We start from the raw sequence: 15,201 nt of genomic DNA, 5'->3' as shown, positions 1-15,201 counted from the left end.
CTAAAGTTGTTTTTCTAAACATGTAATGAAAAATCCATCTGAATGATAATCATCCGGATAAATAGTTAATTCTTTATCGTCTCTATTTTCTTTTAATGCCAAAGCAGTTGGCGTTTCAATCACTTTAAATTCAGGATGAGTTTCAACAAACTGGTTAACAACATCCTTATTTTCAATATCTAAAATAGTACATGTACTATAAGTTAAGCGACCACCTTTTTTCAAAGTTGGTGCCACTTTGTCTAAAATAGCTAATTGAATTTTTTGTAAATTATTTGAATCAGCTAATGTTTTTTCATATTTAATTTCTGGTTTACGACGTAATAATCCAATTCCAGAACAAGGTGCATCAACAAGAATTGAATCAAAATATTCATTATCAAATTCTTCTGAAATTAAACGTGCATCTAATACCATCTCCTCAACAACACTAGATAAACCTAAACGTTTAGCATTATCACCGATTAATTTAACTTTGTGTGCATGAATATCTAACCCTACAACTTCACCAAATAAAGTTTCATCTAGGAATGATGCAATATGGGTTGTTTTTCCACCTGGTGCGGCACATGCATCTAAAACTTTATCACCTGGTTGAATATTCATTGCGTCAGCAACTAACATTGCACTTTCATCTTGAATCGTAATTAACCCATCGTGATAAACGCCACTATCAGGAGCAAATCCATTAGTCACTAATAACCCAACTGGTGAAACTTGACTACGTTTCACCTCAAAGCCTTCATTTTCCATTTTTTCAATGACTTCTTCGACAGTTGCTTTAGCTGTATTTACTCTAACAGATTGATCAGGTGCTTCATTGATTGAAGCCAACAAATGTGTCGCTTTTTCTAAGCCTACTTGTTTAATTAATTCGTTTACCAACCAAACTGGTGTACTACTTTCAATACTCAAACGTTCAATATCATCTTTAATTTCAGAAACAGGACGGATACCTTCACGCTCAATTGCATGTAAAACACCAGTAACAAATTTACGCGTACCTGCATGGCCTTTTCGTTTTGCAATTTCAATTGATTCATTAAAAATTGCGCGAGTTGGAATTTTATCAAGATAATGCATCTGATAAATGGCACTCAATAGTAATTCTTGAACCCAATTATCCATTTTGCTAGGATTTTTAACAAATGGTGCCAACCAATATTCTAAAGTGAGACGTCTTTGGATAACACCGTAAACTAGTTGTGTTAATAAATGAGCATCCCGAACTTCCATATGATTATTCTTAATCACTTGGTTCAACGCAATATTTGAATACGTCCCTTGTTTAGCAACTCTTGTTAAAAGATCAACTGCTAAGAATCGGGGTGTCGTTTTTAAATCAGTTGTCATACATCAATCACCTGTTGTCCTTCTTTTATTCCTTGCCCACTACCGTTTAGGTAGTCGACAATGGTTTGTTTTGATTTACCATCTGGTTGAAGCGAATTAATAGCTAATACGGTCCCATCACCACAAGCAATTTCAAGTGATTTTTTAGCTACTTCAACTACTTTTCCAGCAGATAAAATAGTTTTTTTATCTAGTACAGTTATATCCCATATTTTAGTTCTCTTACCCTTTAAAATCGTATATGCACCAGGTACCGGTCTTAAGCTACGAATTTTCCAGTCTATTTCATTAGCCGTTTTTGAAAAATCAAGGGCTTCTTCTTCTGGTTTAATGGTAGGTGAAAAGGTTACTTTATCTTCATTTTGTGGTGTTGATTCACTTGTACCATCAATTAGTTTTGGTAATGTTTCAAGTAATAGTTCCTTACCTAATAAACTTAATTTTTCAAACATTGAACCAGTATCATCATTATTTTCAATTTTAATTGCACGACGGCTAATAATATTTCCAGCATCCATTTTTTTAACCATATAAATAATGGTAATACCTGTTTCTTGTTCACCATTCATAATAGCATATTGAATTGGTGCGCCACCACGATATTTAGGTAATAGTGAACCATGGACGTTTATTGCACCAATTTTAGCAGATTCTAATAATTTTGTTGGTAAAAATTGTCCAAATGCTGCAGTTACCAAAAAATCGGGTGCCATTGCAATTACTTTGGCCATTTCATCGCTGCCACTTAATTTTTCTGGTTGTAATACCTCAATACCATGTTTTACTGCAACTTGTTTTACTGGTGATTGCGTTAAAATACGTTTTCGCCCAACCATTCGATCTGGTTGTGTCATAACAGCTTTCACGTCATAGCCGTTTTCAATTAAACTTTCTAAAATTGGAGCTGAAAATTCTGGTGTTCCCATAAATACAATTGACGTCATAATATCTCCTTAATTTAAATAAAGTTTACTGGTTCAGAATCAATCGTTAATTTTAAACCTTTTCGAACTTCGGCTTGAGATTTAGTCATTAACTCTCTTAGTCGTTCTTTTAATTGACCTTCTGATTTATACTTAATAACCACTTGATAATAAAAACGATTATTAACACGCATAATTGATTTTGGTGTTGGTCCAAGAATAATCGCATTCTTTGATAACACTGGTTTTAAAAATTGAACTGCTTCTAACATTTTTTTCGCTGCTCCAGCCTCATCCGTATAACTAGCAGTGAGCTGAATTGTATAATAATATGGTGGATAATTTTCCATATGTCGAACTGACATTTCTTTTTTATAAAATGATTCATAGTCATGATGCTTCGCATATTGAATCGCGTAGTGATCTGGATTAAAAGTTTGGATAATAACATGTCCTTCTTTTTCAGCTCGACCAGCTCGACCGCTCACTTGGGTTAATAATTGGAACGTTCTTTCACTTGATCTAAAATCAGGCAAACTAAGTGCTGTATCTGCATTAAGAACGCCAACTAACGTCACATCAGGAAAGTCTAACCCTTTCGCAATCATTTGTGTACCCAATAAAATATCAGCTTCTTTTGCGCCAAATTTAGCTAGGATTTTTTCGTGTGCGCCTTTTTTACGTGTCGTATCAACGTCCATTCGTAAAATTTTAGCCTCTGGATATAACGTTTTAAGTTCTTCTTCAACTTTTTGCGTACCTGTACCATAATATCTAATTTTTCGACTATGACAGTTAGGACAAGTTTTAGGAATACCTTCTTCATGTCCACAATAATGACATTTCATTGTATGAGTATCCATATGCAATGTTAAAGAAGTATCACAGTTAGGACAAGGTAGCACGAATCCACAATCTCGGCACATTACGAAAGATGAAAACCCACGACGATTTAACATTAAAACAGTCTGTTCATTTTTCTCAAGGCGCTTAGTAATTTCATGTCTAAGTGGCTCAGAAAAATTACTCTCACCAGTCTTTTTCATTTCTTCTCTCATATCAATTAGCGTAACTTCTGGCATGGGATGACCATTTATACGTTGAGGTAATTGTAACCACTCATACACGCCTTTTTGAGCTCTAGCACGAGATTCGAGGGATGGTGTTGCACTACCCAATATGACAGGACACTGATGTCTTTTACTTCTCCAAAGAACAACATCCCTTGCATGATACCTTGGTGTTTCATCTTGTTTATAGCTCGATTCATGCTCTTCATCAACAATAATAACGCCAATATTATCTAATGGTGCAAAAACGGCTGAACGTGCACCGACAACTACTTGCGCTTCTTTACGCTCAATCCGGCGCCATTCATCATAACGCTCACCGTCAGACAAACCGCTATGCAGGACCGCAACTAGATTACCAAATCGTGATTTAACTCGCTTAACCATTTGGGGTGTCAAAGCTATTTCTGGTACAAGCATCAAAGCTGTTTTTCTAAGTTCTAGCGCTTTTGCGATTGTCTGCAAATAAACTTCTGTTTTCCCACTCCCCGTCACACCTTGAAGTAAAAATGTTGTATTAGTTCCACTTTTAATAGCCTCATCGACAGCTAGCACCGCAACCTCTTGATCTGAGGTTAATTCTTGCATATTGGTTGGCTCAATAATTGTGTCTTTATATGGGTCCCGATATACCTCAGTCTCAACTTTTTCAAGCCAACCATTTTTTGCTCCAGCTGTAATTGTTGCAGGTGTCACGCCTATTTCCTCAACAACTTGTTTCTGAGGAATCAAGCTATCTTCAGTGAGTGATTGTAGATAGTCAATCAATAAGTGCTGTTGTTTAGCATTTTTACGTAAACCACTTCGAATATTTTCATATGCTTCGAATCCAAGTTTTGGTTGGATTGATATTTGCATTTTAACTTTAGCTTTATTGCCAACTTCATAAATCATCTCAGCCTTTTCAGCCTTGGTAAGTTGTAATAATTCTTTAATTATTTGAGCATCCATATGTTCTGGATCAAATTCAATAGAATCTTGACCTTGAAATAATTTATCTTGTAAATCTTCATCAATTTCGTCAATTAAACGAACTCGCTTTTTATAGGTTGCACGCATGACACTCGGTAAAACCATTTGTAAGGCAGTTATACGGAAGGAAAAGGTTTCATTAGCTATCCACTCAGATAAGTCTAATAATTCAGTATTCACAACAGGTCTTAAATCAACGACTGATTGAATATCTTTTACATGACCATCGAACTCATTCTTATCAAAAAGATCAATTACAAATCCTTGAACCAATCGTTTACCATTCCCAAATGGTACAATAACCCGCATGCCAATCTCAATCTGATTTGTTAATACTGCTGGGATTGAATACGTATATGGCTGGTCCGTTTGCATCGTAGGAACATCAACGATAATTTTTGCATATTGTGACATACTGAAACCTCCTTTCATTTAATTAACTGCTTATTTTACTACATCGCTTATAATAGTAGCTAATAATTCCTTAGCAATTTGCTTTTTACTTGTTTGCTTTATGAAATCATTTTTTCTGTTTGGTCTAAGCAGTGTTACCTCATTATCATTGCTATTAAATCCAATGGCAGAATTTGAGACATCATTTAAAACCAATAAATCTAAATTTTTCTTTTCTAATTTTTCTTGTGCATTTTCTAGTCCGTTTTGGGTTTCCGCAGCAAATCCGACTAAATACTGATTTTGCTTAATTTGGCCCAAATGTTTTAAAATATCTGGATTTTTTTCTAATATTAACGTTAAAGTAGATTCAGCTTTTTTTATTTTCTGATCTGCAACATTTTGTACACGATAATCTGAAACAGCTGCTGCCATTATCAAAATATTTTGGTCATCAAATCGCTTATTGATAGCTTCAGATAACTCTAACGCAGTTGTAACTCTAATTGTTGTCACGCCAATTGGGTCTGGCAACTGGCTTATTCCGCTAATTAAGGTGACATTAGCACCTAACTTTTGCGCTTCAATCGCAATTGCGAAACCCATTTTACCAGAAGAATCATTAGCGATAAAACGAACTGGATCGATTCGTTCTCGTGTACCACCAGCTGTCACTAAGACATTTTTACCTTCTAATGGTTTGTCACTATCCTCAAAGGAAGTTTGAATAACTGACATTATCACATTTAATTCGGGAAAACGTCCCTTACCTGAATAACCTTCTGCTAAAAAGCCTATTTCTGGTTCAATAATCTGAATGTTATTTCGTCCTAAAAATTTAAGATTACGTTGTGTAGCAGAATTCATTAGCATATGTTCATTCATTGCGGGCACAACAATTTTTTGTGCCTCAGTTGCTAATAAAGTGGTTGAAACAAAATCATCTGCGATACCATTGGCCATTTTTGCGATAATGTTTGCTGTCGCTGGTGCAATAACCATTAATTCTGCCCAGTCTGCAAATTCAATATGTGCAACATGCTCAGACTCTTTTCCTGAAAATAAATCAGTTAACACCCTATTTTTACTCAACGTTTCAAAACTCAAGGGTGTTACAAATTCAGTTGCAGCTTTGGTCATCGCAACTCGAACGCTAGCACCTTGTTTAATTAGTGCTCGGACTAATCCCAAACTTTTATACGCTGCAATACCACCTGTTACAACAAGACCGATTTTTTTATTTTCAAGTGTCATTTCATGTCGCCCCCATACCGAATTTATTCTATTCTCTATTGTATCAATTTTCTAAGAAATAAAATAGGAGTTAGGACAATTAGCTTGTCTTAACTCCTTTTCATTTAATCAGATTAACGAATATCTTCTTTTTCAACTGGATCAATAATTAAATCACCAGTAACAACTTCTTCCAAAGCACGTCCAACATTCTTTTTTGATTTGTAATTAGAAAGCATTGGTAGAGCGCCAGCATCTAATTCATGGGCACGTTTACTTGCTAACATAATTAATGAGTATCTTGAATCTACTTGTTTCAATAAGTCATCTACTGAAGGATATAAAATCATTTAAATACATCTCCTAATTGTTTTCTATAGTCAGGTAAAAATCGTTTTACACGCCAACGTTCAGCTTTAATAATCGTTTGAATTTTTTCAACAGCATCATTTATTTCATCATTAACAACCGCGTAATCGTAATTCTGCATCATATCAATCTCACCAATGGCTTTTGTCATTCGTTTATCAATAGTTGCAGAATCATCCGTTCCACGTCCTGTAATTCTTTGTCTTAATTCCATCAAATCAGGTGGCGTTAAGAAAATAAATAAACCATCAGAAATTTTTTCTCGAACTTGCATAGCACCTTGTACTTCAATTTCAAGAAAGACATCTTGACCAGCGTCAAGCATCTTATTTACATATTTTAACGGTGTTCCATAGTAATTGTCAACATACTTGGCGTATTCTAACATACCGCCCGTTGAAATTTCATTCTCAAATTCTTCTTTTGATACAAAATGATAGTCAACACCATCAACTTCGCCTTCTCGCATTTTACGAGTGGTCATTGAAATTGAATAAAGAAACTTATTGTCAGCTTGGTCAAAAATTGCTTTTCTTACGGTTCCTTTACCGACCCCTGATGGACCAGATAGTACGATCAACATTCCACGATTAGCCATTAAATTTGTAAACTCCTCTAAGATAAGTATTAATAAATAGTATGCACTTTTTACGGCTATTATTCAAGCTTTTTATGCGCTGTTGTCATCTTTTAAATATATTATAAATTAACACTTGCTTTACCGAACGTTTGTTCGTATAATGAAAATACAAACAAACGTTCGGGGAGGAACTTTATTATGCAAAATAAACAACAAACAACAATTCAAACTATTGGCTCAACACTACAATATTCATATCATAAAATTTTTGATTTAGATGACTTTATTTTAAGACCACAAATGCCTCAATTTCAATTAGCACTCTTTACAGAAAAAGTTTTAAAAATGAAAAAAACAATTATTTTACAATTAAATCCAACTGGATTTCAAAAAGAATTCCAAGAACTTCGTGGTACCTTACACCGACGTTCTGGTTCTAATCAATTAATATTTAAAACGCAATATACGAATATCACTTACCTTCTTACTGATAATCAACTCCGTTATATCGCTTTAATCGATTCAATATAAAAATGGTCACTTTCTATAACAACTAGAAAATGACCATTTTTTTATTTACGTTTAATTGTTGTTGGATCAAATTTTCTTTGAATAAGTGCCAAAATTGCATCAGCAATAACGGCCATTAGAGCTGTTGGCAATGCACCAGCTAAAATAATAGCTGCTCCATCAGTTGCATTTGTTCCTCGGATAATAATATCTCCAAGTCCACCTGCACCAATAAATGAACCAATTGCTGTAATACCAATTGCAACAACTAATGCATTTCTAATTCCGGCCATGATAACTGATAATGATAACGGTAACTCAATCATATAAAGGATTTGAAGTCTCGTCATTCCCATCCCTTTACCAGAATCAAGAACGCCAGGATCAACATTAATCATCCCTGAATACGTATTTTTTAAAATAGGTAATAGTGAGTAAAGTGCAACAGTTACAATAACTGTATTAACACCTAAACCTAGTCCCAACATAATAATAGATAACATTGCTAATGATGGTACAGTTTGAATAACATTAGCAGCACCTATTGCTACATCGCTCAATCTATGATGTTTTGAGATAAAAATTCCGATTGGAATCCCAATAATTGCAGCAATTATCACACCATATATTGAAATTAAAAAATGTCTTGTAAATTCTTGTAAAACATATAACCCATTATTACTAAAATAAGACATCAATTGATCAAAAGTATTCATATTAATCACCCGCCTTTTCGAAGTAATGATGTTCTTCTAAGAATTGTTTTGCAACTACTGCTGGTTCGTAAAAATCATTATCAACTTTGTAATTTAATGATTGCATTGTTGATAAATTAATTTTGTTTTTAAGTCGATCAATAAGCGGTGTTAATTCAGGATGTTCCTTCAAGATAGAATCATTTGCAACAAGGCTTGCTGAATATGGTGGGAAGAAGTGACGATCATCCTTCAAAATTTTCAGATCATAACTCTTAATTCGGCCATCAGTTGAATATCCAAGAACAACATCCATTTTACCCTTTGCCAAAGCGCTATAGACTAATCCAATCTGCATAGGATAAATGTTACCAAATTTAATATTATATTCTTTTTGGAAACCATCGTAACCATCACCTACACGGCTAATCCAGTTGGCATCAACACCGACTGTTAATTTAGATTCAATTTTTCTTAAATCAGATACTGTGTTTAAATTGTACTTTTTAGCTGTCTCTTTTGTAACCATAAATGCATAAGTATCAGCAAAACCTAAACTATCAAACCATTTCATTTGGAATCTATTTTCGAATCCATCTTTAACTATTTTATTAGCTTTAACGGTATCTTTTTCTACTGGTTTATTTAATACCGCACTTAAGTCAGTTCCTGTATATCTAGCAGATGATATATCTGCATCACCGTTTTTGAGTGCATTAAAACTTAATGTACCAGAACCTAAATTATTTATCAGTTCTACTTGATTATCTGATTCATGTTCAATCAATTGTTGTAGCATTGATCCAATAATTTGAGATTCCGTCGTTGATTGTGCGACAATTTTAATTGTCGATTCAGAGCCACCTGTTAAACCAGGAAACCCACAACTTGATAGACTCACACCGGCAAACAGAAGGCTTAAGCTAACAAGTATTTTTTTCATCGTAATTTTCATGTTAAAGCCTCCTTAATTTCTTGTTGTTTTTGGTGCTACCTTTTTTTCAACCTGTCCAAGTATAAAATCAACTAGTAAGGCTAATAAGATAACTGGAATTGTACCGCCTAAAATTAATTTTGGTTGATACAAATTTAATCCATTAAAAATCATATCCCCTAAGCCACCAGCACCAATATATGAAGCTAATGTTGCCCAAGCAATTACATAAGTTGCAGCTAAACGAATTCCAGACATAATAACCTGAGATGCCATAACTAATTCAACTTGCAGAATCGACTGCAAATTAGTCATACCCATCCCTTTAGCAGCGTCTTTTAACACTGGATCCACTTCTTTAATACCAATATACGTATTTCTTAATATTGGTAACAACGAATAGATAAATAATGCTACAACAGCTGGTAACTTACCAATCCCAAATAAAGGAATCATCATGGCTAGTAAAGCTAAAGCAGGAATTGTTTGCAACATACTAGCAATTGCAATTACAATATTGGCTGTCTTAGGTAATCTTGTTAGTAAAATTCCTAAAGGAACAGCTATTGCTACTCCAAAAAATAATGCCATTCCTGAAATTTCAATATGTTCCCATAATTTTGAGACAATCATTGCCCCATATTCTTGTAAAAATGAAGTCATTATTAACCCTCCTTCGTTGAACTTGGGCTAGTTTCATCGGTATCTGTACCTGAGTCTGACGTCATTATTTTAGTTACTTCTTCATGAGAAGCACTATTTTCATCACCCCAAAGTGCATCATAAACAATATCAACTAGGGTAGCGCGGGTTACAATTCCGACTAATATACCATCTTTATTAATAACAGGTACATTTTTAAATCCACGTTTTAAAATACGTTCAACAGTATCACGAACTAATGAATCTTCTTTAACATAGAAAATATCTTTGTTCATAATATCGCTGACACTACTTGATGTATTGAAACTATAATCTAAGCTTTCAATATCAATATAACCCTTTAAAATACCAGCATCATCAGTAACTAACAACGTATCAACTCGACGATCATGCATTAAACGAATAGCTGTTACTAATGACTTACCTGGTGTAATTGAAACTGGGTTAGCTAACATAACTTGACCAACAGTTGTAATACTTGGACGAGCTTGGATAAGTCTATCTTGACCAATCAAGTTTTCAACAAATTTATTTGCTGGATTTTTCAAAATATTATCGGGTGTATCTGCTTGAACAATCTTTCCTTCAGACATAACAACAATTCGTGTTGCTAATTTTAAAGCTTCATCCATATCATGAGTAACAAAAACGAATGTCTTACCTAAACGTTCTTGTAAATCTTTAACTAAATCTTGTAAAGCTTCTCTAGTAATAGGATCAAGCGCACCAAAAGGTTCATCCATCAAGATAATATCTTGATCAGCAGCTAAAGCTCTGACAACTCCGATTCTTTGTTGTTGCCCACCAGAAAGTTCAGATGGGTAACGGTCTAAATATGATTCTGGTAGTTCAACTAATTTAATCATTTCTTTAGCGCGTTCATCTCTTTTTTCTTCAGGCCATTTTAATAATTTTGGTACTAATGTAATATTTTCACGAATAGTCATATGTGGCATTAAACCAATATTTTGAATAACATATCCGATTTTACGACGTAATTTAACGGGATCCATTTTGGCTATATCTTTACCATCAATAGTGATTGTACCTTCTGTTTGTGTCAACATACGGTTAATCATTCTCATAGTAGTTGTTTTACCTGAACCAGATGTTCCGATGAAACAAATGAATTCACCATCTTGAACTTCCAAATTAAAATTATCTACAGCTTTATTACCTTTATAAATTTTTGATATTTTATCAAACTTAAGCATATTAGTACTCTCCTTTTTTATAACTAACCAATCATCTATTCATAGTAGTACCTTGGTTTTAATTATTTTTTTTGTGCCGTATTTAGTAATTCTTCAGCATGTTTAACAGTTAAAGGTGTAATCTCAGAACCGGCAAGCATTCGAGCAATTTCTTGAATACGATCTTCCTTAGATAACAATTTAATAGATGTTTCTGTACGTTCACAAATCACTTCTTTAGCTATAAAGTAATGGTGCTCGCTAATTGCAGCAACCTGTGGCAAATGTGTGATACATAGAACTTGTGATTGTTGGGCAATTTGATTAATTTTTTCAGCAATTGCCTGGGCAACACGTCCACTAACTCCTGTATCAACTTCATCAAATATAATACTTGTGACACCTTGCGTCCTAGAAAAAATTGTCTTTAACGCTAACATCATTCGAGAAAGTTCACCACCAGAAGCAATCTTAGCTAATGGCCCCATTGTTTCCCCAACATTTGTTTGAATATAAAATTCAACTTTATCTTGTCCGGTACTATTTAACTGATTGAGTGAATCAAATTTAACTTCAAAAACGGCTTTGTCCATATACAACTCACTTAACTGTTTATGCACTTCTTTTTGTAGAATGATGGCTGCTTTTTTTCGAACATTAGTTAATTTATCAGCCAATTTATGGGCTTCTTTTCTAGCTAAATTAACTTGATTATCTAAATCATCTGCATTACCTTCAGTTGCTTCCATTTCAATTAATTCTTCAGATATAAGACTCAAATAAGCTAATATTTTTTCAACAGAATCACCATATTTGTGTTTTAATTGTACAATTAATTCAAGCCTATTTTCAATCTCATTTAATCGTTGCTCATCCCATTCCAGGGAGTCTAACTGACGCAATAGGTCACTAGATGCATCCTGCAGCATATAATAGGCTGACGACAACCGTTCTGCTAAGTCTTTATATTCACTATCTAAATTATCAATTTTTAGCATGTTAGACATTGCAACACCAACATGGTCAACTGTATTTTCATCATCACCCGATAACGCTTGGTAACTTGCATCCAGTGACTGATTAATAGTTTGAAAATTTTCTAGACGTTCTTTTTCAGCGCTTAATATGTCTTCTTCATTTTCAATTAAATCTGCACTTTCAATTTCATCTTTTTGAAAATGTAACATATCTAATCGTTGTGCCCATTCGTTTTGATTTGTTTGTCTTTTTATTTGTAACTTATTTAGGTTTTGATAGTATTCAAATGCTTCTTGATAACTATGCTTCAGTGTTTGAATATCATTTTTAATATATTCATCTAACATGCCCAAATGCTTATCCTGTTGCATTAATTCTTGATGTTCATTTTGGCCATGAATATCAACTAACGTTTCACCAATTGATTTTAGTGTACTCGTGTTAACCAACATACCGTTTATGCGACAAATATTTTTACCAGATCTATGTATTTCACGTTGTAAAATCACAGAGTTATCATCATGGCCAATACCTAATTGGTCCAACTTCGTTAACGTATTTGAGTTTTCAGTTGGCATAAAGAGTCCTTGTAGCACCATTTTTTTTGCATCTTTTCTAATAAATTCTTGGGACCCTCTACCACCTGATAAGAGGCCCAAAGCATCAATGATAATGGATTTACCCGCACCAGTTTCACCTGTTAAAACTGTCATATTAGCCATGAAATCGATATTCAAAGAATCAATAATGGCAAAATCTTTTATTGTCAATTCTTGTAACATTTTTTTCACCCCTTTAATAGAAAAAATCTGAAACAAATGTCACAGATTTTATTTCTATCTATTCAGTTACAATCTCATTTAAAATTTTACTTAACTTTAACGCATCTTTGTTCGAGTGACAGATAATTAGAGCTGATCCATCTCCGCCTAAAGTACCAAAAACAAATGAATAATTCATTTGTTCAATTAAAGATACGATTGCTGGACCACTTCCTGGCGTCACCTTAACGAGACACATTTCATTTTGAACATCAGTTGATATAAAAGCATCTTTTAACGTTTTAGTTAATTTTTTTTCTGTATTCAATTTTTTTTGAACAGGTAAATTATAACTGTAAGTTCCATCAGCAGATGGCACTTTAATTAATTGCATTTCTTTAATATCTCTAGAAATAGTTGCTTGTGTGACTGTAATCCCTTGTTTTTTAAGCAAACTCACAAAATCTTCCTGCTTATCAATATTATTGTTCTTCAATAATTCACGAACATAACGTTGCCGTTCTTGCTTTTTCATTAAAGTCCCCCTCACCCGATAACCTCTACCACCCATAGAGTTAGTATAACGTAATTTCAATTATTATTAAAGAACTTCACTTTAAATCCTTATTTAACGGCATTCAGGTTATCGTATGCAGCAGTTAATACGCCATCGATACTAACCTTATCCGAAATCTCGCCAATTTCATTTATCGCAGACTTTAAATGAATTAAAAATTCAATATTACCTTCGCCACCCTTAATTGGTGAGTAGCTTAAATCCGCAACATTAAATCCAGTGGAAATAGAAAATTGAACAATGTCTTCGAGCACTTGACGATGAATCTTTTCATCTCGTACAATACCATGTTTTCCAACATTTTCTTTTCCTGCTTCAAATTGGGGTTTTATTAATGCCACAACATCCCCATTTTCAGTAATAATTTTCTTTAATGCAGGTAAAATAAGATGTAATGAAATAAACGATACATCTATTGTTGCAAAATTGGGTTGTCCAAATTCAAAATCTTCTTTTTTACTATATCTGAAGTTAGTATTTTCCATCACAACAACTCTTGGATCTTGTCGTAATTTCCAAACTAATTGATTGGTACCAACATCTAACGCATAACTTAATTTTGCGCCATTTTGTAAAGCAACATCGGTAAAGCCACCGGTTGATGATCCAATGTCTAAGACCGTTTTATCCTGAACGGTTGCATCAAATACTTTAAGGGCTTTTTCTAATTTAAGTCCACCGCGGCTCACATAAGGTAATTTTTTACCTTTAAAATGAAGCACAGTTTCTTCAGAAATTTTAACACCTGGTTTATCCAATCGTTCTTCATTCTCACCCAGAATTTCACCAGCCATAACTGCACGTTTGGCCTGTTCACGAGTTTCAAATAACCCTTGTTTAACTAATAAAACATCAATGCGCTCTTTTTTCATAGTGACTCCTAATTTTTTAATTTAAAGTAATGTAACAATTCTTCCAAATACTCTGTCTCCAACCCTGTTTGCTTAAGCGTTTGAATAGCATCTTTAGCTTGATTGGTTACTTCTTCGAGCATCCTATAAGCTTGATCAATTCCCATTAGTCCAGGATACGTATTTTTATTTTCTTGATTGTCTTTATGAACAGCCTTGCCCATCTCTTCAGATGTCCCAACGACATCCATAATATCATCATAGATTTGAAAAGCTAACCCAAAATGACGTCCATATGCCATAAACGCTACGTGCTGTTGGTCAGTCGCTTTTCCAAGTATGCTACCTGCGTAAACTGAAAATTCAATTAAATCACCCGTTTTACGCTTATGCACCTGTTTCAACTGCGCTAATGATAACTCTTTTTGTTCACCTTCAATATCGGCAACTTGACCGCCAACCATTCCCTCTGGGCCAGCTAACCTAGCTAGTTGACCCATTAGTAATACCTTTTGTGAATCAGGCAACTCTGCGTTACTGATCCATTCAAAGGCTAATGTATTTAGTGCATCACCAGCTAAAATTGCCATGCTTTCACCAAAAATAATATGGTTTGTTGGTTTACCACGTCTTAAATTATCATCATCCATCGCAGGCAAATCATCATGAATTAATGAATAGGTATGAATTAATTCTAATGCACCAGCAATAGAATAAACTGACTTATCAAGTTTACGATTAAGCATTTGACAAATAACAAAAATGATTAGTGGTCTAATACGTTTACCACCCGCTTCAACTGAATAAGTCATCGATTCTTTTAACTTTTTTTCAGTGTCTAAAGCCTGTAATTGATTCAACATAATTTGATTAAATTCTGGTAATACGATATCAGAAAATTTAGTTAAGTTACTCATTTTCTAAGCCTTGTTCGAATGGCACTTCTTCACCAGAATCATTCATGACACTGGTTAATGTTTTTTCAGCATTTTCCAATGTTTTTTGCAATTTTGAGCTCAACTTAACACCGTTTTGAAATTGGGTTAATGCTTTTTCTAAAGGAACATCACCTTGTTCTAGTTCTGTTACAATTTTTTCAAGTTCTACTAAGTTATCTTCAAATGTCGCTTTTTTTTCAGCCATTTT

Annotated in this window: 16 protein-coding genes; 1 reads left to right on the top strand and 15 read right to left on the bottom strand. The window is 33.9% G+C overall.

All coding sequences use genetic code 11. The features are described from left to right. From rsmB to gmk, 6 genes are all read right to left on the bottom strand, one after another. A complete protein-coding gene (rsmB, locus tag AC1RPT_RS02640; protein WP_481761257.1) occupies positions 1-1,353 on the bottom strand; it encodes a 16S rRNA (cytosine(967)-C(5))-methyltransferase RsmB in 1,353 nt (450 codons plus the stop codon). After that, positions 1,350-2,297: a methionyl-tRNA formyltransferase gene (gene fmt, locus AC1RPT_RS02635; protein ID WP_481761256.1), complete on the bottom strand. Its 948-nt coding sequence runs from the start codon at positions 2,295-2,297 to the stop codon at positions 1,350-1,352. Before fmt ends, rsmB begins: the two co-directional genes overlap by 4 nt. Before the next feature lie 14 nt (positions 2,298-2,311). Then, positions 2,312-4,732 (bottom strand): primosomal protein N', encoded by a 2,421-nt coding sequence (gene priA, locus AC1RPT_RS02630; protein ID WP_481761255.1) that lies wholly within the window; start codon positions 4,730-4,732, stop codon positions 2,312-2,314. A gap of 30 nt (positions 4,733-4,762) precedes the next feature. Beyond that, the gene (gene coaBC, locus AC1RPT_RS02625) at positions 4,763-5,965 is read right to left on the bottom strand and encodes a bifunctional phosphopantothenoylcysteine decarboxylase/phosphopantothenate--cysteine ligase CoaBC (RefSeq protein WP_481761254.1); all 1,203 of its coding nucleotides are present in this window, start codon (positions 5,963-5,965) and stop codon (positions 4,763-4,765) included. A 113-nt stretch (positions 5,966-6,078) separates the two neighbouring features. Further along, the gene (rpoZ, locus tag AC1RPT_RS02620) at positions 6,079-6,294 is read right to left on the bottom strand and encodes a DNA-directed RNA polymerase subunit omega (RefSeq protein WP_409022617.1); all 216 of its coding nucleotides are present in this window, start codon (positions 6,292-6,294) and stop codon (positions 6,079-6,081) included. Then, a complete protein-coding gene (gene gmk / locus AC1RPT_RS02615; RefSeq protein ID WP_481761253.1) occupies positions 6,291-6,911 on the bottom strand; it encodes a guanylate kinase in 621 nt (206 codons plus the stop codon). Before gmk ends, rpoZ begins: the two co-directional genes overlap by 4 nt. 180 nt (positions 6,912-7,091) lie before the next feature. Between gmk and AC1RPT_RS02610 the strand changes: the two genes are divergently transcribed. Continuing rightward, on the top strand, positions 7,092-7,424 hold the full coding sequence (locus AC1RPT_RS02610) for a hypothetical protein (RefSeq protein ID WP_409022619.1): 333 nt from the start codon (positions 7,092-7,094) through the stop codon (positions 7,422-7,424). Positions 7,425-7,465: 41 nt separating this feature from the next. Here the strand turns inward: AC1RPT_RS02610 and AC1RPT_RS02605 are convergent, their stop codons facing one another. The 9 genes from AC1RPT_RS02605 to AC1RPT_RS02565 form a co-directional block, all read right to left on the bottom strand. After that, positions 7,466-8,119 (bottom strand): ABC transporter permease, encoded by a 654-nt coding sequence (locus AC1RPT_RS02605; protein ID WP_481761252.1) that lies wholly within the window; start codon positions 8,117-8,119, stop codon positions 7,466-7,468. A 1-nt stretch (position 8,120) separates the two neighbouring features. Then, positions 8,121-9,041 (bottom strand): osmoprotectant ABC transporter substrate-binding protein, encoded by a 921-nt coding sequence (locus tag AC1RPT_RS02600; RefSeq protein ID WP_481761403.1) that lies wholly within the window; start codon positions 9,039-9,041, stop codon positions 8,121-8,123. A gap of 24 nt (positions 9,042-9,065) precedes the next feature. Continuing rightward, complete coding sequence (locus AC1RPT_RS02595) at positions 9,066-9,695, bottom strand: ABC transporter permease (protein WP_481761251.1); 630 nt, start codon at positions 9,693-9,695, stop codon at positions 9,066-9,068. A 2-nt stretch (positions 9,696-9,697) separates the two neighbouring features. Beyond that, positions 9,698-10,909, bottom strand: coding sequence for a betaine/proline/choline family ABC transporter ATP-binding protein (locus AC1RPT_RS02590; protein WP_481761250.1), 1,212 nt, complete (start codon positions 10,907-10,909; stop codon positions 9,698-9,700). 62 nt (positions 10,910-10,971) lie between these two features. Then, entirely contained in the window at positions 10,972-12,648 is a 1,677-nt protein-coding gene (recN, locus tag AC1RPT_RS02585) for a DNA repair protein RecN (RefSeq protein WP_481761249.1), read from the bottom strand. Positions 12,649-12,706: 58 nt separating this feature from the next. Then, positions 12,707-13,162, bottom strand: a complete 456-nt coding sequence (locus AC1RPT_RS02580) for an arginine repressor (RefSeq protein WP_481761248.1) — start codon at positions 13,160-13,162, stop codon at positions 12,707-12,709. A gap of 89 nt (positions 13,163-13,251) precedes the next feature. Then, complete coding sequence (locus AC1RPT_RS02575; protein WP_481761247.1) at positions 13,252-14,076, bottom strand: TlyA family RNA methyltransferase; 825 nt, start codon at positions 14,074-14,076, stop codon at positions 13,252-13,254. A gap of 8 nt (positions 14,077-14,084) precedes the next feature. Further along, positions 14,085-14,972 (bottom strand): polyprenyl synthetase family protein, encoded by an 888-nt coding sequence (locus tag AC1RPT_RS02570; protein WP_481761246.1) that lies wholly within the window; start codon positions 14,970-14,972, stop codon positions 14,085-14,087. Continuing rightward, positions 14,965-15,198 carry an exodeoxyribonuclease VII small subunit gene (locus AC1RPT_RS02565; RefSeq protein WP_409022627.1) on the bottom strand — a complete coding sequence of 78 codons (234 nt, stop codon included), beginning with the start codon at positions 15,196-15,198 and terminating at the stop codon, positions 14,965-14,967. Before AC1RPT_RS02565 ends, AC1RPT_RS02570 begins: the two co-directional genes overlap by 8 nt. Positions 15,199-15,201 lie beyond the last annotated feature (3 nt).

Source organism: Dellaglioa sp. CoH-56-MRSF-11, from assembly GCF_056782135.1.
This window is presented reverse-complemented; position numbering and strand designations above follow the sequence as displayed.

Bases quoted from the DNA above. Each gene is read 5' to 3' on its own strand.
- AC1RPT_RS02605 (WP_481761252.1), bottom strand. From the start codon at position 8,119: ATGAATACTTTTGATCAATTGATGTCTTATTTTAGTAATAATGGGTTA.
- AC1RPT_RS02610 (WP_409022619.1), top strand. From the start codon at position 7,092: ATGCAAAATAAACAACAAACAACAATTCAAACTATTGGCTCAACACTA.
- fmt (WP_481761256.1), bottom strand. From the start codon at position 2,297: ATGACGTCAATTGTATTTATGGGAACACCAGAATTTTCAGCTCCAATT.
- rsmB (WP_481761257.1), bottom strand. From the start codon at position 1,353: ATGACAACTGATTTAAAAACGACACCCCGATTCTTAGCAGTTGATCTT.
- priA (WP_481761255.1), bottom strand. From the start codon at position 4,732: ATGTCACAATATGCAAAAATTATCGTTGATGTTCCTACGATGCAAACG.
- AC1RPT_RS02595 (WP_481761251.1), bottom strand. From the start codon at position 9,695: ATGACTTCATTTTTACAAGAATATGGGGCAATGATTGTCTCAAAATTA.
- AC1RPT_RS02600 (WP_481761403.1), bottom strand. From the start codon at position 9,041: ATGAAAAAAATACTTGTTAGCTTAAGCCTTCTGTTTGCCGGTGTGAGT.
- recN (WP_481761249.1), bottom strand. From the start codon at position 12,648: ATGTTACAAGAATTGACAATAAAAGATTTTGCCATTATTGATTCTTTG.
- gmk (WP_481761253.1), bottom strand. From the start codon at position 6,911: ATGGCTAATCGTGGAATGTTGATCGTACTATCTGGTCCATCAGGGGTC.
- AC1RPT_RS02580 (WP_481761248.1), bottom strand. From the start codon at position 13,162: ATGAAAAAGCAAGAACGGCAACGTTATGTTCGTGAATTATTGAAGAAC.
- AC1RPT_RS02590 (WP_481761250.1), bottom strand. From the start codon at position 10,909: ATGCTTAAGTTTGATAAAATATCAAAAATTTATAAAGGTAATAAAGCT.
- rpoZ (WP_409022617.1), bottom strand. From the start codon at position 6,294: ATGATTTTATATCCTTCAGTAGATGACTTATTGAAACAAGTAGATTCA.
- AC1RPT_RS02570 (WP_481761246.1), bottom strand. From the start codon at position 14,972: ATGAGTAACTTAACTAAATTTTCTGATATCGTATTACCAGAATTTAAT.
- AC1RPT_RS02565 (WP_409022627.1), bottom strand. From the start codon at position 15,198: ATGGCTGAAAAAAAAGCGACATTTGAAGATAACTTAGTAGAACTTGAA.
- coaBC (WP_481761254.1), bottom strand. From the start codon at position 5,965: ATGACACTTGAAAATAAAAAAATCGGTCTTGTTGTAACAGGTGGTATT.
- AC1RPT_RS02575 (WP_481761247.1), bottom strand. From the start codon at position 14,076: ATGAAAAAAGAGCGCATTGATGTTTTATTAGTTAAACAAGGGTTATTT.